The sequence below is a fragment of the Enterococcus sp. DIV1726a genome, from assembly GCF_051710985.1.
Taxonomy (GTDB): Bacteria; Bacillota; Bacilli; order Lactobacillales; family Enterococcaceae; genus Enterococcus_B; species Enterococcus_B hirae.
Genome location: NZ_JBIOLS010000001.1, coordinates 1,136,277 through 1,163,131 on the forward strand (window position 1 = coordinate 1,136,277; position 26,855 = coordinate 1,163,131).

27 protein-coding genes, 1 pseudogene and 1 riboswitch are annotated in these 26,855 nt (G+C 37.7%); of the genes and pseudogenes, 23 read left to right on the plus strand and 5 right to left on the minus strand.

The window, feature by feature from the left end; all coding sequences use genetic code 11:
• Positions 1 to 9: 9 nt before the first annotated feature.
• Genes IGJ27_RS05165 through araD form a run of 6 tightly spaced genes read left to right on the plus strand, consistent with a single transcriptional unit; the run spans position 10 to position 4,530 of the window.
• Positions 10 to 462, plus strand: a complete 453-nt coding sequence (locus IGJ27_RS05165) for a PTS sugar transporter subunit IIA (protein WP_438791693.1) — start codon at positions 10 to 12, stop codon at positions 460 to 462.
• Between the two features lie 12 nt (positions 463 to 474).
• Complete coding sequence (locus IGJ27_RS05170; RefSeq protein ID WP_010737417.1) at positions 475 to 1,965, plus strand: PTS ascorbate transporter subunit IIC; 1,491 nt, start codon at positions 475 to 477, stop codon at positions 1,963 to 1,965.
• Between the two features lie 43 nt (positions 1,966 to 2,008).
• The gene (locus IGJ27_RS05175; RefSeq protein ID WP_053766400.1) at positions 2,009 to 2,308 is read left to right on the plus strand and encodes a PTS sugar transporter subunit IIB; all 300 of its coding nucleotides are present in this window, start codon (positions 2,009 to 2,011) and stop codon (positions 2,306 to 2,308) included.
• Positions 2,309 to 2,322: 14 nt separating this feature from the next.
• Complete coding sequence (locus IGJ27_RS05180; RefSeq protein ID WP_010719407.1) at positions 2,323 to 2,964, plus strand: 3-keto-L-gulonate-6-phosphate decarboxylase UlaD; 642 nt, start codon at positions 2,323 to 2,325, stop codon at positions 2,962 to 2,964.
• Positions 2,965 to 2,966: 2 nt separating this feature from the next.
• Positions 2,967 to 3,827, plus strand: a complete 861-nt coding sequence (locus tag IGJ27_RS05185; protein ID WP_178306025.1) for an L-ribulose-5-phosphate 3-epimerase — start codon at positions 2,967 to 2,969, stop codon at positions 3,825 to 3,827.
• Complete coding sequence (gene araD / locus IGJ27_RS05190) at positions 3,814 to 4,530, plus strand: L-ribulose-5-phosphate 4-epimerase AraD (RefSeq protein WP_178306024.1); 717 nt, start codon at positions 3,814 to 3,816, stop codon at positions 4,528 to 4,530. Before IGJ27_RS05185 ends, araD begins: the two co-directional genes overlap by 14 nt.
• Positions 4,531 to 4,694: 164 nt before the next feature.
• On the opposite strand, the gene IGJ27_RS05195 is transcribed toward araD, so the two are convergent.
• Positions 4,695 to 5,477, minus strand: coding sequence for a MerR family transcriptional regulator (locus IGJ27_RS05195; protein ID WP_053766399.1), 783 nt, complete (start codon positions 5,475 to 5,477; stop codon positions 4,695 to 4,697).
• Positions 5,478 to 5,655: 178 nt separating this feature from the next.
• Between IGJ27_RS05195 and IGJ27_RS05200 the strand changes: the two genes are divergently transcribed.
• The 3 genes from IGJ27_RS05200 (at position 5,656) to IGJ27_RS05210 (ending at position 10,482) form a co-directional block, all read left to right on the plus strand.
• Positions 5,656 to 8,259 (plus strand): HAD-IC family P-type ATPase, encoded by a 2,604-nt coding sequence (locus IGJ27_RS05200; protein WP_178306023.1) that lies wholly within the window; start codon positions 5,656 to 5,658, stop codon positions 8,257 to 8,259.
• A 195-nt stretch (positions 8,260 to 8,454) separates the two neighbouring features.
• On the plus strand, positions 8,455 to 8,979 hold the full coding sequence (locus IGJ27_RS05205) for an NfeD family protein (RefSeq protein WP_010719402.1): 525 nt from the start codon (positions 8,455 to 8,457) through the stop codon (positions 8,977 to 8,979).
• Between the two features lie 15 nt (positions 8,980 to 8,994).
• Complete coding sequence (locus IGJ27_RS05210) at positions 8,995 to 10,482, plus strand: flotillin family protein (RefSeq protein ID WP_010719401.1); 1,488 nt, start codon at positions 8,995 to 8,997, stop codon at positions 10,480 to 10,482.
• A 77-nt stretch (positions 10,483 to 10,559) separates the two neighbouring features.
• On the opposite strand, the gene IGJ27_RS05215 is transcribed toward IGJ27_RS05210, so the two are convergent.
• Entirely contained in the window at positions 10,560 to 11,153 is a 594-nt protein-coding gene (locus IGJ27_RS05215) for an FUSC family protein (protein ID WP_178306022.1), read from the minus strand.
• A gap of 109 nt (positions 11,154 to 11,262) precedes the next feature.
• Between IGJ27_RS05215 and IGJ27_RS05220 the strand changes: the two genes are divergently transcribed.
• The gene (locus tag IGJ27_RS05220) at positions 11,263 to 12,216 is read left to right on the plus strand and encodes an aromatic acid exporter family protein (RefSeq protein WP_178306021.1); all 954 of its coding nucleotides are present in this window, start codon (positions 11,263 to 11,265) and stop codon (positions 12,214 to 12,216) included.
• Positions 12,217 to 12,328: 112 nt separating this feature from the next.
• On the opposite strand, the gene IGJ27_RS05225 is transcribed toward IGJ27_RS05220, so the two are convergent.
• Entirely contained in the window at positions 12,329 to 13,282 is a 954-nt protein-coding gene (locus IGJ27_RS05225) for a Gfo/Idh/MocA family protein (RefSeq protein ID WP_010737424.1), read from the minus strand.
• Positions 13,283 to 13,465: 183 nt separating this feature from the next.
• On the opposite strand from IGJ27_RS05225, the gene IGJ27_RS05230 reads away from it, so the two are divergent.
• The 6 genes from IGJ27_RS05230 (at position 13,466) to IGJ27_RS05255 (ending at position 18,620) form a co-directional block, all read left to right on the plus strand.
• Positions 13,466 to 14,002, plus strand: a complete 537-nt coding sequence (locus tag IGJ27_RS05230; RefSeq protein ID WP_014834723.1) for a hypothetical protein — start codon at positions 13,466 to 13,468, stop codon at positions 14,000 to 14,002.
• 14 nt (positions 14,003 to 14,016) lie between these two features.
• A complete protein-coding gene (locus IGJ27_RS05235; RefSeq protein WP_034700361.1) occupies positions 14,017 to 14,820 on the plus strand; it encodes a M15 family metallopeptidase in 804 nt (267 codons plus the stop codon).
• Positions 14,821 to 14,829: 9 nt separating this feature from the next.
• A complete protein-coding gene (locus IGJ27_RS05240) occupies positions 14,830 to 15,447 on the plus strand; it encodes a glycoside hydrolase family 73 protein (protein ID WP_178306020.1) in 618 nt (205 codons plus the stop codon).
• A gap of 22 nt (positions 15,448 to 15,469) precedes the next feature.
• Positions 15,470 to 16,153: a hypothetical protein gene (locus IGJ27_RS05245; protein ID WP_010737428.1), complete on the plus strand. Its 684-nt coding sequence runs from the start codon at positions 15,470 to 15,472 to the stop codon at positions 16,151 to 16,153.
• Positions 16,154 to 16,475: 322 nt separating this feature from the next.
• A riboswitch (purine riboswitch) is annotated at positions 16,476 to 16,573 on the plus strand.
• A gap of 152 nt (positions 16,574 to 16,725) precedes the next feature.
• Positions 16,726 to 17,307, plus strand: coding sequence for a xanthine phosphoribosyltransferase (locus IGJ27_RS05250; RefSeq protein ID WP_010719393.1), 582 nt, complete (start codon positions 16,726 to 16,728; stop codon positions 17,305 to 17,307).
• A gap of 2 nt (positions 17,308 to 17,309) precedes the next feature.
• Positions 17,310 to 18,620: a nucleobase:cation symporter-2 family protein gene (locus IGJ27_RS05255; protein WP_010719392.1), complete on the plus strand. Its 1,311-nt coding sequence runs from the start codon at positions 17,310 to 17,312 to the stop codon at positions 18,618 to 18,620.
• Between the two features lie 203 nt (positions 18,621 to 18,823).
• Here IGJ27_RS05255 and IGJ27_RS05260 read toward each other — a convergent pair whose 3' ends face one another.
• A complete protein-coding gene (locus IGJ27_RS05260) occupies positions 18,824 to 20,101 on the minus strand; it encodes a hypothetical protein (RefSeq protein WP_178306019.1) in 1,278 nt (425 codons plus the stop codon).
• 380 nt (positions 20,102 to 20,481) lie between these two features.
• Between IGJ27_RS05260 and IGJ27_RS05265 the strand changes: the two are divergent.
• The 4 genes and pseudogenes from IGJ27_RS05265 to purB form a co-directional block, all read left to right on the plus strand.
• A pseudogene (locus tag IGJ27_RS05265) lies at positions 20,482 to 21,367 on the plus strand (transposase); the annotation flags it as partial.
• A gap of 106 nt (positions 21,368 to 21,473) precedes the next feature.
• Entirely contained in the window at positions 21,474 to 21,962 is a 489-nt protein-coding gene (gene purE, locus IGJ27_RS05270) for a 5-(carboxyamino)imidazole ribonucleotide mutase (protein WP_010719389.1), read from the plus strand.
• Positions 21,955 to 23,079 carry a 5-(carboxyamino)imidazole ribonucleotide synthase gene (gene purK, locus IGJ27_RS05275; RefSeq protein ID WP_172595681.1) on the plus strand — a complete coding sequence of 375 codons (1,125 nt, stop codon included), beginning with the start codon at positions 21,955 to 21,957 and terminating at the stop codon, positions 23,077 to 23,079. The genes purE and purK overlap by 8 nt, the downstream gene beginning before the upstream one ends.
• Before the next feature lie 13 nt (positions 23,080 to 23,092).
• Positions 23,093 to 24,400 (plus strand): adenylosuccinate lyase, encoded by a 1,308-nt coding sequence (purB, locus tag IGJ27_RS05280; RefSeq protein WP_010737434.1) that lies wholly within the window; start codon positions 23,093 to 23,095, stop codon positions 24,398 to 24,400.
• Positions 24,401 to 24,556: 156 nt separating this feature from the next.
• Here purB and IGJ27_RS05285 read toward each other — a convergent pair whose 3' ends face one another.
• Complete coding sequence (locus IGJ27_RS05285; protein WP_010737435.1) at positions 24,557 to 24,934, minus strand: hypothetical protein; 378 nt, start codon at positions 24,932 to 24,934, stop codon at positions 24,557 to 24,559.
• A gap of 261 nt (positions 24,935 to 25,195) precedes the next feature.
• Here IGJ27_RS05285 and purC point away from each other — a divergent pair, with 261 nt between their 5' ends.
• Genes purC through purQ form a run of 3 tightly spaced genes read left to right on the plus strand, consistent with a single transcriptional unit; the run spans position 25,196 to position 26,854 of the window.
• Positions 25,196 to 25,912, plus strand: a complete 717-nt coding sequence (purC, locus tag IGJ27_RS05290; protein WP_178306018.1) for a phosphoribosylaminoimidazolesuccinocarboxamide synthase — start codon at positions 25,196 to 25,198, stop codon at positions 25,910 to 25,912.
• A 14-nt stretch (positions 25,913 to 25,926) separates the two neighbouring features.
• Positions 25,927 to 26,181 carry a phosphoribosylformylglycinamidine synthase subunit PurS gene (purS, locus tag IGJ27_RS05295; RefSeq protein ID WP_010719384.1) on the plus strand — a complete coding sequence of 85 codons (255 nt, stop codon included), beginning with the start codon at positions 25,927 to 25,929 and terminating at the stop codon, positions 26,179 to 26,181.
• Between the two features lies 1 nt (position 26,182).
• Positions 26,183 to 26,854 (plus strand): phosphoribosylformylglycinamidine synthase subunit PurQ, encoded by a 672-nt coding sequence (purQ, locus tag IGJ27_RS05300; RefSeq protein WP_178306017.1) that lies wholly within the window; start codon positions 26,183 to 26,185, stop codon positions 26,852 to 26,854.
• The last annotated feature ends 1 nt before the right edge of the window (position 26,855 follow it).

The window sequence follows — 26,855 nt, forward strand, 5'->3', positions numbered from 1 at the left end:
GCTAACAACATGTTGAAATATTTTTTGGATCAAGGCTTGGTGAAATATTCCGATAAAGAAATTACTGATTGGAAGGAAGCTGTTGCTGAAAGCTGTCAACTATTATTAGATAAAAAGTTGATTGATCAAAGTTACGTAGATGAAATCATCCAATGTGTAGAAGAACATGGTCCTTATATCGTGATTGTTCCCAAAGTAGCAATGCCACATTCTTCAGCAGATAGTGAAGGAGTTTATGGAACAGCTATATCATTCACTAAAATGAAAAGACCCATTCAATTCGACCAAGAAGAAAAATCAGCAAGTTTATTCTTTACTTTAGCAGCCAAAAATGTAAATCAGCATATGGAAAATATTCAAAAATTGTCTGAGTTGTTGATGATAGATGGGCTAATTGATCGTTTGGCAGATACCGATTCGATTGAAGACTATCGAGTGGTGATGCAAGAGTATAACTTATAGGAGGAAAAAAGAATGGCTGATTTTTTATTGAGCATTTGGACTTATTTCGCTACAAACATCTTAACTCAACCAGCTTATCTGATTGGTTTTATTGTACTGCTAGGGTACATTCTCTTGAAACGTCCATTTTATGAGTGTATTGCTGGTTTCTTGAAAGCAACAGTCGGTTACTTCATTTTGACGGTTGGTTCAGGAGGATTAGTAAACAACTTCCGCCCCATTTTAGTAGGTTTAAAAGAACGGTTTAATCTGGATGCGATGGTCACCGATCCATATTTTGGACAAAATGCCGTTGACTCTGGATTAGAGGAAACATTTGGTCGTACATTTGGGGATGTCATGATTTTACTTTTGATTGCTTTTGTTATGAATATCTTACTCGTTCGTTTTCAAAAATATACAAAATTACGTTCGGTTTTTACAACTGGAAATGTTCAGATTCAACAATCTGCAACTGCTTTTTGGATATTATTATTTTGTTTTCCCTCTTTAGGAAGAATTCAAGTTCTGATTTTTATGGGACTGATTTTAGGCTGTTATTGGGCAGTAGCTTCTAATTTAACAGTTGGTATCACCCAGGAGTTAACCGAGGGCGCGGGTTTTTCTGTGGCACATCAGCAAATGTTTGGTATCTATATATTTGCGAAGTTAGCCGAGTTTTTAAAGAAACGTGATCAAAAAAAAGAACACTCTAAAAAAGTGGATAAAAAATTGGAAGATATTGAATTACCAGGTTTTTTATCTATATTTAATGAAAATATGGTAGCAACTTCTTTATTAATGCTTTTATTTTTTGGAATTATTTTGTTAGTGCTAGGAAAAGATTATTTGATTCAAGCACAGTTTATGCAAGAAGGACAAAGTTTCTTGTTCTATATTATGACAACATCATTGAATTTTGCTGTCTACCTAGCCATTTTACAATTAGGAGTCCGTACTTTCGTGGATGAGCTAACACAATCTTTTCAAGGGATCTCAAATACAATCCTACCAGGTGCGGTTCCTGGGATTGACGTAGCTGCTACTTTTGGTTTTGGTTCACCTAACGCCGTAACCATTGGCTTCTTGTTTGGTGCCTTAGGTCAATTTTTGATGATTGCCTTACTCATTTTGTTCAAATCACCAACCATCGTGATTGCTGGTTTTATTCCACTGTTCTTTGACAATGCAGTTATCGCAGTTTTTGCCAACAATCGAGGTGGTTTCAAAGCCGCCTGTCTGTTCCCATTTCTTTCTGGAATCATTCAAGTTGGTGGATCGGCCGTTTTTGCAACTTGGATCGGCATGTCAAAATATGGTGGCTATCTCGGTATGTTTGACTGGGCCACTGCTTGGCCATTATTTACTGTAATGATGAAGTTTTTGGGGTATGTTGGTATCGCATTAGTCGTGGTTGGGCTATTGATTATTCCACAATTACAATACCGTAAAAATCCAGACGGGTACTTTTTGATCGTCGATGATTATGAGCAATATGCAGAAAAATATCACAACGAGAATTAAATACAACAATAAAATTAAAATGAACACATAGGAGGAAAACATAATGAGAATTTTAGTATCTTGCGCAAACGGGTCGGGAACAAGTTTGATGATGATGAGAAGCGTCGAAAAGGCAATGAAAGAACTAGGTGTGTCAATTACCAAAATCCATCATTGTGCAATTTCTGAAGGAAAAAGTTCTGCGTCTCAGTATGATGTCGTTTTTACACCAGTCAATTTTTTGAATATGTTTATCCAAGCAGAGAAAAAAGGAATTACAGTGATTGGTATTAAAAATGTCATGTCAGCCAAAGAAATTGGTGAAAAATTTGCTGAATCAGCGTTGTATCAAAAATCTAAATAAAAGAGGAAGACAAAATGAGCAGACCAAAATTACAGATTGCTTTGGATCATAATGATTTAGAACAAGCATTAGCAGATGTATTTCAAGTAGGGGATATTGTCGATATCATTGAAATTGGAACCATTTTATGTCTGCAAGAGGGGCGCAAAGCCATCAGCTGTATTCGTAGCATGTTTCCAAGGAAAACAATTGTTGCTGATACAAAATGTGCGGATGCCGGGGGAACGGTAGCCAAAAATGTAACTGATGCCGGTGCGGATTTTATGACTGTTATCTGCTGTGCTACTCTGCCAACCATGGAAGCAGCTCAAAAAGAAGTGAAGGCATTGCAAGTCGAACTGTATGGGGATTGGACCTATGAACAAGCAGCTGAATGGCGGAGGATCGGTATCCAACAGGTGATCTATCATCAAAGTCGAGATGCATTACTTTCTGGTGAAACTTGGGGAGAACGGGATCTGACAAAAGTAAAGAAATTGATAGAAATGGGCTTTGCAGTTTCTGTGACAGGTGGATTAAACGTGGAAACATTGAAATTATTCGCAGGGATTGAAGTGGAAACTTTTATAGCTGGAAGAGGGATTTCTAGTGCGGACGATCCTGCAAAAGCAGCCAATGATTTTAAACAAGAAATGATTCGCATTTGGGGGGAATAGACTTGGCTCAAATCGGAATTTATGAGAAGGCACTACCAAAAGATATCTCTTGGAAAGAGCGCTTTTTATTAGCAAAGGAACTTGGTTTTTCCTTTATTGAGATGTCGATTGACGAGACAGATGAACGCCTAGCTCGACTCAATTGGTCTGACGAGATGATCAATCAAATACGCAAAGACATGAAAGAGACGGGCATACGGATCAATTCCATTTGTCTGAGTGGTCATCGCAGGTTTCCTTTTGGCTCTTCAAATGAAGCGTATCGGATAAAAGCCAAAGAATTGATGGTCAAAGCGATCCGACTTGCTCAGCGCTTAAGTATCAAAATTATCCAAGTAGCCGGATACGATGTCTATTATGAAAAAAAAACAAGGCTATCACGAAAACTATTTATTGAAGGACTTGAAGAAAGCGTCAAAATAGCTTCTGAATATGGAATAATCTTGTCAATTGAAATTATGGATGATCCATTTATGAATTCAATCACTAAATTTTTAGAAATCAAACGCCAGATTGATTCACCATATCTTCAAGTTTATCCAGATTTTGGTAACCTTTCGGCTTGGCAAGAAAACGATCCAGAACGTGAACTAGAAAAAGGGATCAATTGGATTTCTTCCATCCACTTAAAGGATACCTATCCAGTAACAACTGAATCATCAGGTCAATTTCGTGATGTTCCTTTTGGCGCAGGCTGTGTTGACTTTGAGGGTTTGTTAAAGAAACTCAAACAGATGAATTATAATGGGTCATTTTTAATTGAAATGTGGAGTGAAAAAAATCCGGATTTTAAAAAAGAAATAGCAGCAGCAAAAAGCTATCTTTATCCGAAGCTAAAGGAGGCAGGTTATGAGTTTGCGTAATCCGATCATTAAAGAAATGAAACAACGTGTTTATGAAGCGAATTTGGCACTACCTCAATATGGACTAGTTAAGTTGACTTGGGGCAATGTCAGTGAGATTGATCGAGCGCTTGGGGTGATCGTGATCAAGCCAAGTGGTGTAAAGTATGAACAGATGGCTCCCGAACAAATGGTAGTGACTGATCTAGCTGGAAATCCGCTAGAAGAAGATGGGATGAAGCCCTCTTCTGATTTATCGACTCATGTGATTTTGTATCAAGCTTTTGAAAAAATCAATGCTATCGTCCACACGCACTCCACTCATTCAGTCATGTGGGCGCAGGCTGGTCGAGACTTGCCTGCCTATGGAACAACTCATGCGGATGTTTTTTATGGAACGATTCCTTGCACACGGCAATTAACTGAAAAAGAAGTTAAAAGTGCTTATGAAAGAAACACTGGTCATGTGATTGTTGAAACGTTTCAAGAGAGACAATTAGCTCCCACTGAAGTTCCTGGTGTATTCGTTTATGGACATGGCCCATTTACTTGGGGTGAAACCCCTGCAAAGGCGGTAGAGAATAGCTTGATCTTAGACGAAATATGCTTAATGGCTAAAGAAAATGAAAAAATTAATCCTGCTATGCAATCTATTCCACAATATCTTTTAGATAAGCACTACTATCGAAAACATGGGATGCATGCATATTACGGTCAAAAATGACGAAGCTTGCGGTGGCTTACTTGAAGTCTTCACATTTATTGATTCGTAGCACTTAGTAGCAAATTTTATTCTTGATTTATAAAAGAGTTACTATGTCTGAGTTTGATGTCTGATGTCAAATTCAGACGTAGTTTTTTCTTGTATAAATATTTAGTTAACCCAAGCTACGATTCAACTAAAATTTCTAAACGCGTCACATATTCTTCTGGCTTATTCGTTTCGTGAAAATCAATCAGATAAGATTCATAAAATGGACTGGCTCTATGCAGCGAATGGGTAGCCAGGTAGTTCATGATAGCAGCGATTCCTTTCTTTCTTTGTTCATAATCGCCTTTAAAACTATAACTAAGGTAATTTCCAGCAGGGAGTATCTCAGCATCCTCATTTTTGATCGTAAGGTCAGGACAAAAATAAAAGACTTGATAGGTAAAAGGATCTTCTTCTAAATGAATGATACTGCCAAAAAGATTTTGATTATTAGTGCTTAATAAAGGTTCGTATTTTTTATGAAGTTCTTTTAACGAAAAGTCGATTTGTTCATCCGTTGCAACCGTAGAAGCTTTAAGAATCAGTCTTTTTGGTTGCTGCACTAATAGCACTTCTTGATAGTCTATGTTCTCTGCTTCTTCAATTAACTGGACACGTTCTTTTAAAAGCTCGATTTTTTTTTGTGAGTCACTGATGAGTTGATGAAGTGCCTCGATTTCAAAAGCTAATAATTCTTTTGTCTTGCTGATTTCTTTTTGCTTCAAATAATCGGCGATCTCAGTAATGGAGACGTCAAAATAACGTAGGTCACGGATGGTATTCAGTTGTTCAATGTGTTCGTAAGAATAATTTCGATAGCCATTTTCATCATAATCCGGTGTAATCAAACCTAATTTTTCATAATAGCGTAAAGTATGGGCTGTAATATCATAGAGCTTTGCTAATTCATTGATTTTCAAATCATCACTTCCATTGATCAGTCATTTTAAGTAAGGTTATTTTACTACGAAACGTGGGGGAAATGTGAATGGAATTGATTTTTTTATTCTACATAGATAGATTTGCTTAAATTTTTCTTGACCTTAGAGTCACTCTAACCTTTATGATTTGATCAGTAAGAATTATTGGAGGAAAAAAATGAAAGAATGGTACACCTTATCAATCATAGAAATCAAAGAAAAATTAATGGTAAAAAAAGCAATGAACGAACAAGAAAGGAACGAACGACAACTTAAGTATGGAAGAAACGTCTTAGAAAATGGTATTAAAGTTCCAGAATGGAAAAAATTTCTTTCTTACTTTCATGATGCACTGATGTACATTTTACTAGGAGCTGCGATCGTTAAGCTTTTTACAGGCGCATATATTGAAGGCAGTATGATTTTTTTAGTTGTTTTCTTAAATGCGCTGATCGGCTATTTACAAGAACGAAAGGCAGCTTCATCTTTAGACAGCATTGCGGAATTACTTAGTGAAAAAGCAGTCATCATCGAAAAGGGACAGCAAAAAGAGATTGCACCAGCTGATTTAGTGGTGGGGGATCAAATCGTATTAGCTGCTGGAGATATCGTTTCTGCAGATGTACGTTTGAGCGAAACGTTCAACTTACAAATTGATGAAGCAATTCTTACTGGAGAAACGCATGCGATCCAAAAGACGACCGACCCATTACCGCTTGAGACACCTTTAGCGGAACAAACAAATATGGCTTTTTCTGGGACTAAAGTGGAATCAGGTAGAGGAATAGGGATCGTAGTCGCTGTCGGAACTGCTACAGAAATTGGAAAAATCAGCACTTCATTAGGGTCGATCACAGAACAAGAAACACCGTTATTGAAGAAAATCAAAGAAATGAATACTAGTATATTTAAAGGAATCGCTGCGTTGATTTTATTGTTAGCTACCGTATCCTACTTTTATTATGGCATGACTTGGGGCTATATAGCGACAGCTGTCATTGCCTTGATCGTGTCTTCTATCCCAGAAGGACTTCCTTCGATCTTAACGATTATTTTATCTTCGGGTGTCAATCGAATGGCAAAGAAACAAGCAATCGTCAAAAATCTACCCACAGTTGAAACCTTAGGGGCAATGACAGTAATTTGTTCAGATAAAACAGGAACACTGACTAAAAATGAAATGACATTGGTTAGCTTAGCGACTAGAGAAGCGAACCATGGGGTGGAAATGCTTGAAGAAAAAAACTGGACCAAAAATGAGACTTGGCTTGTTGAAGCGATGCATAATTGTCAAGAAACCCAACTAACTCAAGGAGTATGTCCAACTTCAGGTAATGCCACGGAATTAGCTTTATTAAAATGGACCAATCAACAACCGATCGAACTTTATCCAGTCGTTGATAAAATCCCTTTCGACTCAGCTTACAAGTATATGGCGACCGTCCATGAGATTGCAGGAAAAAGGATTTTATTTGTGAAAGGTGCGCCAGATGTTTTACTGAATAAAGTGCAATATGAACTGGGATCAGATGGAAGACAACAACAGATAGATCATGCTATGTGGTTACAAAAAAACGAACAATTAGCGCAAACAGGCCAACGTGTCTTAGCGTTTGCAATGAAAGAGTTAAAGGATCGTGAATTGTCACATGAAGAATTAACGAATGAGCTGGTGATGATTGGGCTTAGTGGCATCATTGATCCGCCAAAGGAATCAGCTATTGCTTCAGTCAAGGAAATGCAACAAGCAGGGATCAGAGTAAAAATGATCACTGGCGATCATCAAGCAACAGCAAAAGCGATTGCTGAGGAATTAGGTTTAAAAAATGCTAAATCGGCGATTACGGGAACGGAACTAGATCAATTGACAGAAGAAGAATGGAAGATCGCTGTCCGTGAGAATGATGTTTTTGCCAGGACGACACCTGAACATAAATTGGCTATTGTGACCTATCTCCAAGAACAAGATGAAATTGTTGGAATGACTGGGGACGGCGTTAATGATGCGCCAGCTTTGAAAAAAGCCGATGTCGGGATCGCTATGGGAATCAAAGGGAGCGATGTTAGCAAACAGGCAGCAGACATGGTGTTGGTAGATGATAATTTTGAGACCATTGCAAAAGCCGTGAAAGAAGGACGACGTATTTTTGATAATTTGAAAAAGACGATTCTCTTTTATTTGCCAACTTGTTTAGCCCAAGGATTACTATTGCTCTTTTCATTGGTAGGAAATTTCCCATTACCTTTAACTACTGTACAAATCTTGTGGTTAAATCTAGTCGCTTCGATCACCCTTTCATACGCATTGGGTTTTGAAAAAGCAGATCAAGATGTTATGAATCGTCCACCGAGACCAATTAACGAAAAAATCCTATCAAAATATGCACTTTTGCGTATTTTATATGTTGGGATCATCATGACTATTTTAGGGTTCGTTGCAATGGATTTTGTTCCTGCTGAAGCGAAACAAACCGTTCTGATCAATGCGATGGTTTTTGGACAAGCCTTCTACATGGTTAATTGTCGAAGAGTGACTGAATTTAGTCTGACAAAAGATCTTTTTGAAAATCGGGCATTACTCTATTCGATTGGAGCGATGATCCTCTTACAAGGATTGATGTTAGTGTTCCCACCATTAAAAATTGCGATTGGGACAGTTTCGTTGACTGTCCAAGAAGCAAGCATCAGTTTACTACCTGGATTGGTTTTATTCCTTCTTGTTGAATTAGAGAAAGCTTTTGTAGGGATGACGGTAAAATCAACTCACAAACTAGATGCATGAGCCATTTTCTTTTTAAAGAATAGAAGCGAACAAAAATAATAAACGATCGCATCAAAGTTCTTTTATTGCCGGTGGGGTGTCCGCCCCACTGGCTAAATCGTCATTGGGAAATTGGTAAAACAAAATTATCGATCAAACTATACAGAAAGTTATTCTATTGGTATGATAGAACAAAACAGAGGAGGAGGCGATTACATGATTGGAGGGGTGGCATTAGAGACGATTTATTGGTATACACTTTTAACTTGTGCGGGGATTGCAGTTTTTCTGCTAGTCTTTGGAGATATTTTTGATTTCGATGGTCCAATTGACCCGATACTCATTGTCCCTTGGCTAACTTTTACCAGCCTGTTTGGGTATTTAGGAGAGCGCTTAACAGAATTAGATTCGCTGTTTCTATTGATTTCAAGTGGGGCGATTGCAACTGTTTTAGTGTTTTTGCTCAATTTTTATGTCCGAATGCCGATGAAAAATGCTGAAAGTACGTTGTCGGCATCAGAAAAAACTCTTGAAGGACAGATGGCGATCGTAGTTACACCCATACCATTAAAAGGGATGGGGGAGATCCAATTAAAAAGTGTGACTGGTTCGATTACGCGACCTGCATGCTTTTATGCCCCACAAAGTTCACCAGCTAAGCAAGGGGAACAGGTCTTGATCATTGAAGTAAAAGAAAGAGTTTGTTATGTAACGCCTTATGAAGGCATGCTAAAAATATGAAGGAGTGTATAAGAAATGGAAATATCAGGAGTTTATATCGCAATTGCTATTGCAGTCTTGATCATTTTAATGTTACTGATCGTCTTTGTAGCAAAATATCAAACTGCCAAACCAGATGAAGCATTAATTATTAGCGGGAGTTATTTAGGCAGTAAAAATGTCCACGCAGATGAAAGTAATAATAAAATCAAAATCGTTCGTGGTGGCGGGGCATTTGTTTTACCAGTTTTCCAACGCTCGAATCGGATCAGTCTCTTGTCAAGCAAGTTAGATGTTTCGACGCCAGAAGTCTATACCGAACAAGGGGTACCAGTGATGTGTGATGGCACCTCGATCATCAAGATTGGTTCTTCAGTGGAAGAGATTGCGACTGCTGCAGAACAGTTTCTAGGTAAAACACGTGAGGAACTTGAAAATGAAGCAAGAGAAGTTTTGGAAGGGCATCTTCGTTCCATTTTGGGTTCGATGACTGTAGAAGAAATTTATCAAAACCGCGACAAATTTAGTCAAAGCGTTCAAGAAGTAGCATCTGTTGATTTAGCGAAAATGGGATTGATCATTGTTTCGTTTACGATCAAAGAAGTCCGTGATAAAAACGGTTACTTAGATTCTTTAGGGAAACCACGGATCGCCCAAGTGAAACGTGACGCAGATATTGCGGAAGCAGAAGCGTTAAAAGAAACACGTATTAAAAAAGCAGAAGCTGAAAAAGATTCTCAAGCAGCGGAACTACAAAGACAGACGGAAATTGCAGAATCAATCAAAGAAAAAGAATTAAAACTAGCTTCTTACAAGCAAGAACAAGATATTGCAAAAGCCAAAGCAGACCAAGCCTATAACTTGGAAAGCGCTCGGGCGCAACAACATGTTGTTGAACAAGAAATGGAAGTAAAAGTCATTGAACGACAAAAACAAATTGAATTAGAAGAAAAAGAAATCATTCGTCGTGAGAAACAATACGATTCAGAAGTGAAGAAAAAAGCCGATGCGGATCGTTATGCCAAAGAACAAGAAGCACAAGCTCAAAAGGTAAAAGAAGTAACTGAAGCCGAAGCTGAACAATTCCGCGTTGAAGCTCTGGCACAAGCCGAAGCCAATAAAACCCGGTTAGCTGGTCAAGCGGAAGCAGAAGCGACTTTAGCCAAAGGAGCGGCCGAAGCTGAAGCCAAAGCCAAAATCGCAGATGCGTTCAAAGAATATGGTGAAGCAGCGGTCTTGAGTATGGTAATCGAGATGTTACCACAATTAATGAAAGAAGCAGCACAACCATTAGGAAATATTGAGAAAATCTCAGTGGTTGATACCAGTAACGGGTCAAGCGAAAATGGCGGAGCGAACCGGGTGACTAACTATGCTACCAATCTTTTAGCTTCCACTCAAGAAACGTTGAAAGAAACAACAGGATTAGATATCAAAGACATTATCGAAAATCTCTCTAATCGTGGAACGATGAAACAAGTTAATCTCTATGAAAACGGGGAACAACCCGATCAAGCAGAATAATTATCGCTAAAATTAGTTAGAAAAATAAACAAACCAGTTTCTTTCATGTTGAAGAGACTGGTTTGTTTATTTATGTATTAGCTATTTTTGTGTTTTTTGATCTGTTCTTCGACTTCTGCCAAATTTTCTCTAAGCAACGCTTCTTTTTTTCGCAGCTCAACTAAGTCTTCTACAAGCTCTTCTTTTTTTTCTGTCTCAGGTGGACGGAGAAAGAAATTGATTCCGATGGCGATAAAGGTTCCAATGAATGTGTCTAAGACTCGTTGGATCGCATATAAAGAGGATTCGCCTTGAGGAACGCTCAGGGCAATCAACAACAAAGTGGCGATTGCTGAGATGATCCCAGAATTATTATTGATTCCGTCAGATACCACGATGACGATGACCACTAGAACCGGCAGCAGAAATAATTCCACTAAAAAATCATTGTGAAAATAGTTCTTTACTAAAAAATAGATGATTCCGAGAAAGCCGCCAATTGAATTGCCAATGATTCTTGAACGACCAAAGGAAACAGTAGTGGTTAAATCTTGGCGCAAGGAAAAAACAGCTGACAATGCAGCAATCATCGGTAGTCCTCGATCAGTGACGTGGAAAAATAAAATACATAAAAAAACTGCTAATGCGCTTTTTATTGTTCGCATTCCTAAACGAAAACGGCCAAATTCCATCGCTTATTCTCCTTTTAGTCCTTTTTAATAGGATAACGAACTTTTAAAGAGATTGCTAGTTTTTAGCTAAGTCTTTTAGTATAATTCTAAGAAAAGAGAGGGGTTGCTTATGCGTATCGGAATGAGGACCGTGAAAACAGTGGTTAGTAGTATGTTGTCCATGGTTACCGCCCAAATGTTTTCATTATTGTTTTGGCCTTCAGCAGGAATCATTGCTTTGTTAAGTGTGGGCAACACGAAACGTTCAACTTTAAGAACTGGGATGTTAAGGATTGCGGCATTTATTTTAGCGACTGTGATTGCTTTTATTAGCTTTTTTATTTTTGATTATACGATCTTGGGGTTTGGCTTGTTCCTACTACTGTTTATTCCTCTGACTGTTGGGTTAAAATTGACGGATGGAATTGTCGTAAATTCTGTGCTAGTCACACACTATTTAAGTGAAAAAAATATGAGTTGGTCGTTGATCGGTAATGCAGCAAGTTTAATGGCTATCGGTGTTTTTTTTGCACTAGTAGCGAATATCTATATGCCGGATATCAAAAAACAGCTACAAAAAAATCAACAATTGATCGAAGAAGAGTTTCGTATCATTTTAAACAACATGGCTGATTTCCTACTGACTGGAAGAAATACCAGCAATCAACTGCTTTGTGATAAATTGTTGGCTTTCGTAAGAGAAAGTCAGAGCGATGCTAGGAAGTACCAAGAGAATTACTGGGTGAAACAAACGCAATACTATGAAACGTATTTTTCCATGCGTAGAACCCAAATCAACGTGATCAAAGATATGCAGGGGAATCTGGATCGAATCCAAGATCCGGTTCCTTATGGCAAGCATATTTACGGCTTGTTGGTTTATACTGCAGAAACTTTTTCTGAAAAGAATGATGGGAAAGAATTATTGAAGCGGATTGAAGAAGTCTACGAACTATATCGGGACATGGCTATGCCCAAAGAACGTTTAGAATTTGAAGATCGAGCAGAATTGTTTCAATTTTTGCAATCCTTTAAGAGCTTTATTGAAATCAAAGCGGAATTTTTGCAACAATCGATTGGTTAAATTATTCAGTTCAATGAATGAAATAAAGAGAAGCTGTTTAAGCATTGGGGATGTCTCCGTTGCTTAAACAGCTTTTCATGTTTTTGAAAAATTCCAGCTTATTTCAAGGAGCTTATTTTTGCCAAAGTTTTTGCATCCCATCGAGGATCTCGATGACATCGTGGGTCAGAAACAACGAACGGTTAGGGAGTTCGCCTTTAATAGTTTTGACCATATTTTCGATTTCATAATTCATGGCTTGCGCGGTGCTGCCGCTTTCGATCCATTCTTTTGTCCCGTCATTGAAGATGATCTCCGCACGATCCGCACGAGGGTAATCGGTGATGGTGATATAGCCTTCTTCAAAGGCAACGATTCCCACTTTAGGCATTTTGGCTTGGAAAGTAAGACTGATTGTTGCTAACTCATTTTCTTTATTCCTTAAAATAGTCACTGACTGTTCATCCACACCTGTTTCAAATGGTACCATTGTTGATGCAATAACTTCTGGTTGAGAGCTCAAAAAGAAACGAGCAAACGAGACGGCATATGTCCCAATATCTAATAAAGCACCACCAGCTAATTCAGGATTGAAAAAGCGATTGGTTGGGTCGGGATCTTTATAGCTGCCAAATGGTGCTTGAATCATTTTTAATGCCCCAAGCTTGTTTGTATCGATCAAAGAACGTAACTGTTGATACAATGGCATATTGAAAATCGTCATCGCTTCTGCTAACACTAGATTCTTTTCTTCTGCTAATTTCATTGCTTCGGTCAGTTCTTTTTTATTCATGGTGATCGCTTTTTCACATAAAACATGCTTATTCGCTGCTAATGCTTCCATGATATGTTGACTATGTTGACGATTGGGAACGGCAATATAAATAATATCGATTTCTTGGTCATTAAGCATTTCTTGATAACTACCATATGCTTTAGGAATATGATAGCGTTGTGCAAATGCTTCTGCTTTATCTATTGTTCGTGAAGCAACTGCTGCCAACTCGCTTGTTTCTTGGTCAAAATGTTCCGCAAACTCATGTGCAATATTTCCTAAGCCAATGATTCCCCATTGATACTTTTTCATACTTCAAAACTCCTTCTCGTGTTATATTTAATATAGTGAATGAAATGAAAAAATGCCATTGTCCTTGTTTAATTATACCAAATGAATCGTTAAAATTTGTGTTAGAGTACTTTAATAAGAAAAAGTAAAGCCGTAGTGAATTTTTTTGAAATTTAAGTAAAATGAGTAGAGGGGGAAACTTTTATGCATCAAGTTTATGTTGATTTGATTCTTAGTGTATTACTGGAACAGTACGCAACAGAAAAGAATTTTTTAGAGGACTATTTAGTAATTGACGAAGCGCAGTGGGAAGGCTGGAAACGAGGAGAGAAGAACCTTCCATCTGAAACCATGCAGAAAATCAAAAACCTGTTTACTGATTATGAATGGATGCTTACGCAAAAGATTTTACGACAAACGATCATTTTCCCTGAAAAAAGGACGACTGCAGTGGCAGAGTATAAACAAATCAAAACGAGAATCGCTCAAAAATGGTTAACGGATGGTCCTGCCAAAGTCGAATTGATTCCATTAAAAAACGATCAATATCTTACAGGGTTCCTTGACTTGAAGGTAAGTATTAATTATGATGAATGGGGTTATGACGACATCTTGAACTTTCGATTACCCGCAGACGTTCAAAGACAGATCGAAGGCGAGAAATTGGAACTGTTGGATTGGGTAAACGAGAATTTGGAAGAAACCTATGTTCATGAAAAAAATGAACATAAAAAGGAATGAGAGGATTTTTAAGAGTGAATAAAGTTTTAGGGTTTGGAGCAGTTGTGATCATGGTTGCCGCAATGGGGTACATCTTTGTAAGCGAGCAACACATGAAATCTGACGTCCAAGCAGAAAATCAAACAACTGAACAAGTAACCAAACAGACAACAAAGAGTTCCAAAGAAACTAAAGTGAAGGATTCTACCAAAAAAAGTGAAGATTTACCAAAGGTTCAACCGACCGATTGGGATCTTGTCTTGGTAGGACCTGATCATAAAATCGAAAAAGAAATCAATGAAGACACGCAGCTGGCATCACTGCCCAATGGTTATTTGATCGATAAACGTATCGAATCCCATTATGAAGATTTTGCGAAAGCAGCACAATCTGCAGGTTTTCCTTTAGTGATGGTCTCCGCATATCGTTCGGTTGCAGCACAGCAACAGGTGTTTACACAAAATGTCCAAGAAGTGATGAGTAGTCAACATGTTTCAGAGGAAGAGGCGACAGCGATCACGAAACAAACGATCACCGTCCCTGGACATAGCGAACATCATACAGGCTTAGCGGTCGATGTAGTGGATGAAAATTGGTATAATAATTATCCTTCACAGCTTTTAGAGGCAAGTTATGGAGATCAACCAGGGGCAAAATGGATTGCTGAAAATGCGCCTAAATATGGATTTATCATACGTTATCCTAAAGATCGTCAAGATATTACAAAAATCACGTATGAACCATGGCACCTACGTTATGTTGGAGAAGAAAGTGCGGCCTATATTTCGAAACATGATATCACATTAGAAGAATACTTAGAACAATTACAAAAGAAATAGGAGTAGTGAATGGCCAAAAAAAAATGGAAGAAACAAAAACGTAATTCATTACGCTTGATTGCTGTGATTTTTGGTGGAATATTGTTGATGATAGCTTTTGTTCTCTCTTTACGAGGCTTGTCAGCGCCTCTTGTTGGGCAAGAACAGAATAACAATGAGGCACAAACACATCAACAATTTATTGATCGATTAGCTCCTCATGCGAAAGAATTACAAACCGGCTATGGCGTTCTCCCAAGTATCATTTTAGGTCAGGCAATTCTTGAATCAAACTGGGGCGAGAGTACGTTAGCCAGTCAATACAATAATCTTTTTGGAATTAAAGCATATGGTGATCAAAAAAAGGTCAATTTAGAAACAAAGGAATTTGTGAATGAAGAATGGGTCACGATCCAAGGAGATTTTCGTGTGTATGATTCATGGGAACAATCGATGGACTCTCACACACAACTTTTTGTGAATGGGGTAGATTGGAATCCAGCATTATATGAAAAAGTGATCACGGCTACGAACTATCGTGAAGCTGCCCAAGCACTGCAAAACGCAGGCTACGCAACTGACCCTTCCTACGCACAAAAAATTATCCAAGTCATTGAAACTTATCACTTGGATCAATATGATCAATAACTATGAAAAAGGGAGTGGCAAGATGGCAGAGCAATTTACCCCTGAAATTATGACCGAGCTACGAAAAGATATCGTTAGAGTACCTGAGGTCATTATGGAGGCAAGTGGTATTAAGATTTTTGGAAAACTGATCCGATCGATTATTTTTACTACTGATATAGCAATTGTCCGTAATACAAATGCAAATGCTGTGATTGCTGTGTACCCATTTACTCCGCATCCTGCAATCACTAAAAGTATTATCGAAGCAGCAGACATTCCAGTATTTTCAGGTGTTGGCGGAGGTCTAACGCAAGGTACGCGCTCTTCTTACATGAGCTTATTCGCTGAAGCGCAAGGATCGTTAGGAGTCGTTTTAAATGCACCCACACCACTTGAAACAGTTCAAGAAGTTTGTCGTGCAGTGGATATCCCAGTGATTAGTACAGTGACATCGAAATATACAGAAATCGATGAAAAATTGGCAGCAGGTATTACGATCATCAATATCAGTGCAGGGAAAGAAACAACTGAAACGGTAAAATTTTTCCGAGAAAAGTATCCGGAACTACCGATTATTGCTACTGGTGGTCCAACAGATCAAAGCATCTTGGATACGATCAAAGCTGGAGCGAACGCTATTACCTATACTCCTCCAAGTAACGGGGAATTATTTAGTCGTAAAATGGAAAAGTATCGACAACTTGAAAAGCAAGAGGAATCATAAAAATCAAAAACAAGTCAAAAAAGAGAAAAAATCGTGGCACTCACGTAAATTCTCTTTTTTCTCTTTATTTCTGTCAGAAATACCGAACAACCTTGCTGAATGAGATCAAAAATATTAGATTTTAGAAAAAAATAGTGAAAGTTGGTTGTCACTTTCTGAAACAGATGTTAAACTGTTTTCATCGTTTGGAACAATAGCTAACATTGAAAGTGCCAACCAACGATTATGAATGCTTGAATCAATCAAACATATTTTATTAAAGCTACTTCTAGACTACTTGAGCAAAATAGATCACTATTTTGTTTCTTAAGAGGATCGAAGGAACGTAGTGATATAGCCCACTTATATATCGTCATGATAAGGATGACAGTTTCTAGCCAGCACCGTAAATGCTGGACTATAAGTGAAAGAGTGTCTTGCACCCTTTTTACTTACTTTAGTAAAAGGGTTTTTTTGTTTAAAAAGCAGGCATTTTTGCGTATTTCGCACGAGCTTGAAACCTTGAAAGGGTGATCCATGAGGTCGAATAGTGGTTAGCTTTGATATCAATAAATGAAAAAGGGGAAAATAAAGTGAAAGAATTAGTGGAACGTATTCAAAAAGATGGCCGTGTGCTAGGTGAAGGCGTCTTAAAAGTAGATAGCTTTGTGACGCATCAAGTGGATCCGGTATTAATGGAACAAATAGGCCAACGATTTGCGGAAGTTTTCAAAGATCAAGGAATCACTAAAGTGGTAACGATTGAAGCTTCTGGAATTGCACCAGCTTTATTTGTTGCGCAGACATTAAATGTACCAATGATTTTTGCCAGAAAAGCCAAAAGCTTGACGATGGATGAAGAATTGTTGACTACTTCTGTTTATTCCTTTACAAAACAAGTGACTAGTACGATTTCTATCTCTCGTAAATTTTTATCTGCAGAGGACAAGGTTTTAATCATTGATGATTTCTTAGCGAACGGTCAAGCGGCGAAAGGGTTGGTTGAATTGTGCCGCCAAGCAGGTGCAGGAGTCGAAGGGATCGGCATCCTGATTGAAAAATCGTTCCAAGATGGCCGTCAGCTATTAGAAGAAATGGGCTTGAAAGTTGTTTCATTGGCACGAATTGCGGCATTATCCAACGGACAAGTTGAATTTCTTGAGGAGGATGCATAAAGGTGGAGAAAGAAACAAAAAATGGCCAAGCCGCAGTATTAGGTTTACAACATCTCTTAGCAATGTATGCTGGGGCAGTTGCTGTTCCATTGCTGATCGGTACGGGACTAGGGTTTAATCAAGAGCAAATGACGTACTTGATCTCGATTGATATTTTTATGTGTGGCTTAGCAACATTATTACAATTGACGGTTAATCGTTTTTTTGGTATTGGGTTGCCAGTTGTTTTAGGTTGTGCTATTCAAGCAGTTGCACCACTGATCCTTATTGGGAGCGACCAAGGTGTTGGGGCAATTTATGGTTCGATTATCGCTTCTGGTATTTTTGTTGTTTTAGTGTCTGGATTTTTCTCAAAGATCAAACGTTTATTTCCGCCGATCGTGACTGGGACGGTCATTACCGTGATTGGGTTGACGTTGATTCCAGTTGCAATCGAAAAAATGGGCGGTGGCGATTCATCTGCGACTAATTTTGGAAATCAAACCAATTTATTGCTAGCTTTCGTTACAATTGCACTGATCGTCGGAGTACAAATGTTAGCTAAAGGGTTTGTTCGCTCGATTGCTGTACTGATCGGTTTAGTTGGCGGGAGTATTTTAGCTGCTGTACTGGGAATGGTGGATTTAAGTGCGATTGGTCAAGCACCTGTTTTTCACGTGCCTCAACCTTTTTATTTTGGAAAACCAACTTTTGATGTCTGGTCGATCTTGTTGATGATCATTATTTCTATTGTGAGTATGGTAGAGTCAACAGGTGTTTACTTTGCGCTAGGGGATATCACTGGACAAAAAGTGGGAGAAGAAGAATTGAAAAAAGGCTATCGTGCCGAAGGTCTGGCGGTTATTTTAGGTGGGATTTTCAATACATTCCCTTACACTGGTTTTTCTCAAAATGTTGGGCTAGTCCAACTTTCAGGTATCAAGACAAGAAAGCCAATTTATTTCTCTGCAATTTTTTTGATTATTCTTGGATTATTTCCTAAAATAGGTGCTTTGGCACAAATCATTCCAGAGCCAGTTCTAGGTGGCGGCATGTTAGTCATGTTTGGGATGGTTGCTGTTCAAGGTATTCGGATGTTGATGGAAGTTGATTTTACGAATGACAAAAATCTCTTGATTACTGCTGTTTCGATTGGTTTTGGCTTAGGATTCAATATTATGCCGACTTTATTTAGCCAATTACCCCCAACAGTTCAAATGTTTACGGGGAATGGGATTGTCATGAGTAGCGTGACAGCGATCGTTTTGAATCTTATTTTTAACGGGTTGAAAAAAGATGAAGAGATTATTGAAGAAGCATTAGCAAAAAAATAACTTGAATCGTCCTAAAAATGAGACTGAGACAAAAGTAACATCTTCGAAAAATAAGCAGGGATTGACCAAAAAGTTGAAAAGCAAATTTTGGAAATTCCTGCTTATTTCTTGACGCTAAATACCTTTGTCTCAACCTCGTTCTAGTTTATTTCTTTATGTATACGCTAAAATCAATATTCTATACTTATTATATGCTATTTATGCTATGCAAAAGAGGAACCCCGCTCTGATTTATCTGGTTGTTTACTTTTTTCAGGTTGTTTCCCTTGACTTAAAATTTCACTTTGTTTTTCCTTCGCATTATCTTTTAGATCAATAAATGTACTTTGCCCCCTCATTGTTGCAAATTCCTTTTTTTGGTCAGCTAAATTTTGAACTATGTTTATTGAATTATTAATTTTTTCCGAAAGTATTTTATTCGAATTTTCTAAGTTTGTCAAATCATCCTTGAATTTTGGATCAATTTGTTGGGTTACTTGTGTATTTTTAGATAAATGATTCACCTCATTCATCAAAGTTTTGAGATTCGTTTTTAAAGCATTAAACTCAGCCTGTTTTTCTTGACTTATGGGTAACATTTTATCTATTGCTGCTTCACTCTCCATTATATATGCTGCTTTATCTTCAGATATCGTACTCAATTGACCCTTATACATTGCTATATTTTGATCTTTTGTGTTTAACTTTTTCGTTAAATCTCTCTTCTCGCCTGTAAAATACACTATAATTTTATTGAAAAATGACGAATTATCTATTTCATTTATTTGATTTTTTATGTTCTCTCGTTTCTCTTTTTCATTACTTAATTTATCTTGGATGTCAGGCACTTCTTTATCTAGCAGGGACATTTTATGTTTATTATCTTTAACATACTGCACAGTGTTTGTGATTTCCTCAAATTGGTTTTTTTTGAGTTTTCCATTTTTATCAGGACTGTTAGTCGTTAAGTTATTGTATTTTGCTTCTAACTGGTTGTTTGACTTTTTAAAATTGTCCATATAAACCTTAATTTTTTTATCATCAGGTTCTCCTCTTTGTTCTCTCTTTGCTTGTAACATGCCCAAATTAGCCGTTGCTTGTTCTGCCTCTTTCGCTTGTTGCTGTCGTTGTATTTTGGGTTTATTTATGTTTTCCATATGATTGTATCTGTTTTTGGCATATTTAAGTTTTTCTGATATTTTTAATGCTTCATTGCCAAAAGGATCGGATATCCGAGCATGCTGCATTTCCAATTTATACACTTGTACTTTTGCTTCATCTATTTCTTTTGTGCTAAATGCTGGTTGATCCTTTTCTTCTTGATGATGACTTTTCATATATTCCAAGCATTTATTTTCTTTTTCGTAGTTTTCTTTCGCCACTTTGCTCGCTGATGAATATTCATGTTTCACATTAAGGGCTTGTTTTGCTTTTTCAGTTATTTTTCTTTGACTGTTAATCTCATCTTTTGTAAAGTAAAACCCTTCATACCATTCTTTCATCTCTTCACTCCTCTATTTTTATTCATAGTTCAATCTTAACACGTTAAGATTATTGTTATATTCTAATAATTTCTTTTGTTAGGAAAAGATGAAAAACTACTCTTTTCTTCTACTTGTATAATGGATAATTACATAAATCTATACAAAGGATATGATAGTTCCCACGAAATTTATTGTTTCCATTTACAAAAACATACTAAGATTAGAGAGTGGGACAATAATCAGAAAAAATCTGATTATTGTCCCATTTTTTTTGATTTTAAGGCACGCAAAAAGCACACAACCTTGTATGATTCAAGTGCTTAAACAAAAATCAAAGGAGTGTGCTTTATGTTTAAAAATAATACCATCAACCAAACAACTTTACCACTAGATGTAGAACATTTACTGATGCCGCCTTTATGCGGATGAAAGACGATTATATGCGAAATGGACAGCTCAAACCAGGTTATCATTTACAAATCACCACCGAAAATCAGTATGTTTTGAGCTATGAATTATTTCCGAATCCCACAGACACCAAAACATTGAAGCCATTTTTAGATAGTTTTTTAGACCAACATAAGGAGTTGCCGGAGTACATTGTGGCAGATGCAGGGTATGGTAGCGAAGAAATTTACATGTATATCAACGATGTTTTACATAAAACCCCCTTGATTACCTATGGAAGTTACCACAAAGAAAATAAAAAGAAGTACAAGGAGAATTCGTTTAACGTGGAGAATTGGCGTTATTTTGAAGAACAAGACACCTATATTTGCCCAGCGAATCGTCCGGTACCGTTCAAAAATTATAGTCGCAGAATAGATAAAGGTGGCTTTATTCGAGATTTCAAAATCTATGAATGTGAGGATTGTCGGAACTGTCCAGTCCGTCGTCAATGTACGCGTGCGAAAAGTGAACAAAAGCGAAAAATTCAAGTAAATAATAATTGGCGCTATTTCAAAGCAGAATGCAGAAAAAAGCTTCTAGAGGAGAAAGCTGGTTCGATTTATCGGAAACGAAAAATGGATGTCGAACCCGCGTTCGGATATCTAAAGGCTAGCTTGGTGTTCCATCGTTTCCATTTACGTGGAAAACAAGGAGCAACGATTGGTATTGGTTTGGCACTGATGGCATTAAATTTAAGAAAATTAGGAAAATATATGGAGAGGAAAGTGCGCATAACAAAAAATAAGTTCGATTTTGACAATAAACATCAAAATCGAACTTATTTTCTTTTTGAGAAAGAACTATTGTCTCACTCTCATTTTTCCGCTGATATAAATACCGAACATTAAAGCTGAAAATCTTTATAATATTCGAAAATTCTTTGACATCCAAAAAAACGATTGCTAAAATATGAATGTGAAAGTAGAGAAAGGAGAAATGTATGACAATCAAGGTTGCGGTAATTATGGGGAGTACATCTGATTGGGAAACGATGAAAAATACTTGCGAGATTCTAGAAGAGTTTGAGGTGGCTTATGAAAAGAAAGTCGTCTCTGCGCATCGTACACCTGATTTGATGTTTCAGTATGCCAAAGAAGCACGAGCAAGGGGAATCAAAGTGATCATTGCTGGAGCAGGTGGAGCCGCTCATCTGCCAGGAATGGTGGCTTCTCAAACAACCTTACCAGTAATTGGCGTTCCGGTACAAACACGAACATTGAACGGATTAGATTCGCTATTATCTATTGTCCAGATGCCTGGTGGTGTTCCTGTGGCAACGACGGCGATTGGAAAAGCGGGGGCAATTAACGCTGGACTACTTGCGGTTGAGATGCTTTCAATGTATGATTTAAAGTTGGAGGCTAAGTTAGCGAAAAGACGGTTAATGTTAGCTGAAACTGTGATAGAAAGTAGTGATCAACTTGGTTAAACCTTTGTTGCCTGGATCAACGATCGGAATTGTCGGTGGCGGACAATTAGGACGGATGATGGCGATCAGTGCAAAAGAAATGGGCTTTAAAGTCGGGGTTCTTGATCCTGTAACGAATTGTCCAGCAGCTCAAGTAGCTGATTGGTATATTCAAGGAACATACGATGATACTTTTGCATTGGAAGAACTTGCTAGACGAACAGATGTTATCACGTATGAATTTGAAAACGTCAGTGTGGAAGCATTAAATGCCATTTCCTCTATGTCGTTTATTCCTCAAGGAACTGATTTATTAGCGATCACCCAAGATCGTCTTTTAGAAAAATCTTTTTTAGAAACGAATAATATCGTTATTGCCCCTTATGCGACAATTGTAAGTCCAACCGATATTCAAGATGCCATTGATGGTATTGGTTATCCTTGTGTGTTGAAAACGACACGAGGTGGATATGACGGCAAGGGACAATACGTCTTGAAAAGTCGGGCAGACCTTGCGCCAGCAATGGATTTACTAAGGGAAGGGACCTGTGTATTGGAAGCATGGATTCCCTTTGAAAAAGAAATCTCGATCTTAGTTGCTGGAAACGGACAAGGGGATTATAGTACATTTCCAGTGGTTGAAAATATCCACCGTAACAACATTTTACATGAAACGATTGCACCAGCAGCAATCGCTGATGAGGTTGTTGAAGAAGCAGAGCGGATTGCTCGAGTCATCGCTGAAGGAATGAGCTTATCTGGCGTACTTTGCATTGAAATGTTTTTAACAAAAACTGGTGGTTTATATGTGAATGAATTAGCACCACGACCTCACAACTCGGGACATTACTCCATTGAAGCATGCTCGATGAGTCAATTTGATGCCCATATTCGGGGAATATGTGGTTGGCCATTAAGTAAAAAAGTCCGTTTATTGAGTGAGGCAGTGATGGTCAATGTATTGGGCGAGCAGTTATTAGAAAGCTATCATTTGATCGATAAAAAACCAGATTGGCAATTTCATTTTTATGGGAAAGCACAAGCGAAAAAGGGTCGTAAAATGGGGCATATTACTATCGTAACTGAAGACATTCAACAAACTTTGGATGAAATAAAGAAAACCAATATTTGGGATTAAAGGAGAAAAATTGATGTTAGAACGTTATACACGACCTGAAATGGGCAATATCTGGACAGAACAAAACAAATACCAAGCTTGGCTGGAGGTAGAAATTTTAGCTGACGAAGCATGGGCAGAATTAGGAGAAATTCCTAAAGAAGATGTCAAAAAAATTCGTGAACATGCATCTTTTGATATTGAACGTATTTTGGAAATTGAAAAGGAAACACGTCACGACGTTGTTGCCTTTACTCGAGCAGTTTCTGAAACATTAGGCGAAGAACGTAAGTGGGTCCACTACGGCTTAACGAGTACTGATGTCGTGGATACAGCTTATGGCTATCAAATCAAACAAGCAAATGATCTTTTACGAGATGATTTGAAACGTTTTACGGCAATTATTGGTGAAAAAGCTAAAGAACATAAGTACACAGTGATGATGGGAAGAACGCATGGCGTTCATGCTGAACCAACGACATTTGGCTTGAAATTAGCTACTTGGTATTCAGAAATGAAACGAAATATTGAACGTTTTGAGCATGCAGCCAAAGGTGTTGAAGCAGGTAAGATATCAGGAGCGGTAGGAACATTTGCGAACATTCCGCCATTTATTGAAGAATATGTGTGTGAAAAATTAGGGATTCGTCCGCAAGAGATCTCTACGCAAGTGCTCCCACGTGATCTCCACGCAGAGTACTTTGCGACTATGGCATTGATTGCTACCAGCATCGAACGTTTTGCAACAGAAATCCGTGGTTTGCAAAAATCAGAAACGAGAGAAGTAGAAGAGTTCTTCGCTAAAGGACAAAAAGGGTCTTCAGCAATGCCTCATAAACGAAACCCGATCGGTTCAGAAAACATGGCTGGACTTGCTCGAGTGATTCGTGGTCATATGGTCACAGCCTATGAAAATGTTTCGTTGTGGCATGAAAGAGATATCTCTCATTCGTCAGCAGAACGAATCATTTTACCTGATACAACAATTTTATTGGACTATATGTTGAATCGTTTTGGAAATATCGTAAAAAATCTGACGGTCTTTCCTGAGAATATGAAACGTAACATGGAAGCTACTTTTGGCTTGATCTATAGTCAACGTGTGATGTTGAAACTGATTGACAAAGGTATGACAAGAGAAGAAGCTTACGACTTGGTTCAACCTAAAACAGCTTATGCATGGGATCATCAAGTTCAATTTAGACCTTTACTTGAAGAGGATCCAACGGTTACTTCTGTTTTAACAAAAGAAGAGATCGATGACGCATTTGACTACCATCATCACTTGAAAAATGTGGATGTGATCTTTGACCGTGTTGGTTTAGGAGAAAAAGACAAATAATCAAAATGAGTGGCTTGCTTCGGATTGCTAGAAGCAGCCACTCTTTTACTGAAATGTAATAAAAAAGAACCTTGACACAAATAACTCAACTGGTCGGGGTTCTTTTTAGCTATTTTGATTCATTTCATGATGTTGCTTGATAATAGCATGAGAAAACTATCCGTAAAGGGCTTGAGCGGAATAGTTAAAATGTTTAGTATGAAGCAAACTCAATAATTCTTCGATAAAAGTATAATCAAATTCTTGCTGATCATAAGTGACTTGGATACGATAATGATTTTTGAATAATTTTTGTTCGTGTATCTGACTGATCACGAGTTGATGTTCAGAAAATGTTTGATATTCAAATGTGCGCTTTCGACACTCAGTATGGCGCTTTGCCGCACGACGGATTTTTCTGAAGGTATAAAAACTCGTATCTTTATTACATAAGTAGACATCTTTGATAGACAACAGGTCATTATATAAACGTGACGTTTCCTCGGGCGATAAATCCATTAAAAAACATTGGGCACAAACTGCGGCCTCTTCCATTTCGCTACCTCCTTGAATTCCTTGAATAAATATCCAGAATCATTCTAATCCTACTATAGCATCAATTATTATAGGTGTAAACGCTTATTATTTTTCCAGGGAAGAATTTTTGGATTAAACACGAACATTAGACAATTTTAATGCTATAAATGTACATGTTTTTATTGAACAGGATAAAAACACTTGTTAAAATTTAAAGTGAAAAGACGAACAAAAAAATAATGTTTGTTGTGATCGTCAAGAATTTAAGGAGATGTCGAAATGGAACAGAAAGATTTGCTGTATGAAGGAAAAGCCAAAAAAATGTACCATACTTCAGATGAACAGGTGATTTGGGTGGAATACTTGGACCAAGCTACGGCTTTGAATGGCTTGATGAAAGACCAAGTAAATGGAAAAGGGGAACTGAACAATCAAATCACAAGTAAAGTCTTCCATTATTTATCCGAACAAGGGATTGCCAATCACTTTATCCAACAAATCGGAAAAGACGAACAATTAGTGAAAAAATTAAATATTCTTCCCTTAGAAGTGGTAGTCAGAAATAGTGCAGCTGGTAGTTTTTCAAAACGGTTGGCAATTCCTGAAGGACAAAAATTACCCACACCAATTGTCGAGTTTTATTACAAAGACGATCAATTAGATGATCCATTTATCAATGATGAACATGTGCTGTTTTTACAAATTGCAGATGAAGCTGAAATTACTGAATTAAAGAAACAGGCTAGAAAAATCAATCATTTGTTAATCCAACTATTTGAGAAAATCGATTTACAGTTAATTGATTTCAAACTGGAATTTGGGAAAACAGCTACGGGCGAAATCGTATTAGGAGATGAAATTTCGCCTGACACTTGTCGATTATGGGATCTGAAAACAAACGAACACATGGACAAAGATGTTTATCGACGAAAAATTGGGGAAATTGTCCCAGTATATCAAGAAGTTTTGACACGTTTAACACAAGTTGGTTTATGAGAGGAGAAAATGAAATGTATTTTGTAAAAGTTTATGTCACCTATAAAGATTCTGTATTAGATCCTCAAGGAGAAGCAGTGAAAAATGCGGTCCATCGTTTGGGATATGAAACTGTTGAAGATATCCGAATCGGTAAATATTTTGAGATCCAAGTTTCAGCAGAAGCTAGCGCAGTAGAGGAAACGATTGAAGGGATTTGTGACAAACTATTAGCTAACGTCAACATGGAAACGTATCGTTATGAAATTGAACAATTGGAGGAAATCTAGCATGAAATTTGCAGTGATTGTCTTTCCTGGTTCGAACTGTGATGCAGATATGTTGTGGGCAATTCGTGACATTATGGAAGTAGAAGCTGAGTATGTTCGTTACGATGAAACCTCTCTACAAGGCTATGACGGCGTATTGCTTCCTGGCGGTTTTTCTTATGGCGATTACTTACGCTGTGGAGCCATTGCGCGTTTTTCAGCTATCATGAAAGAAGTTGTTCGTTTTGCGGAGGAAGGAAAACCAGTCTTTGGTACATGTAATGGGTTTCAGATCCTTACAGAAGCGGGTCTTCTTCCAGGCGTGTTAAGAAAAAATGATTCTTTGCGCTTCATTTGCAAAACTGTTCCTTTGAAAGTTAACAACCAGACAGCCTTTACTTCGGAGTATGAAACCGATGAGATCATTCAACTGCCTGTCGCTCATGGCGAAGGAAATTATTTTTGCGATGATCAAACGTTGCAAGAATTAAAAGCCAATAATCAAATCGTTTTTACTTACGCTGAGAATATCAATGGTAGTGTCGCAAATATTGCAGGGATCACCAATAAAGCAGGAAATGTGTTGGGAATGATGCCTCATCCAGAACGGGCAATGGAGGCGTTACTAGGATCAGAAGACGGAAAACGATTTTTTGCATCGATGTTAAAAAATTTTGGAAAGGTGACTGTCTAAG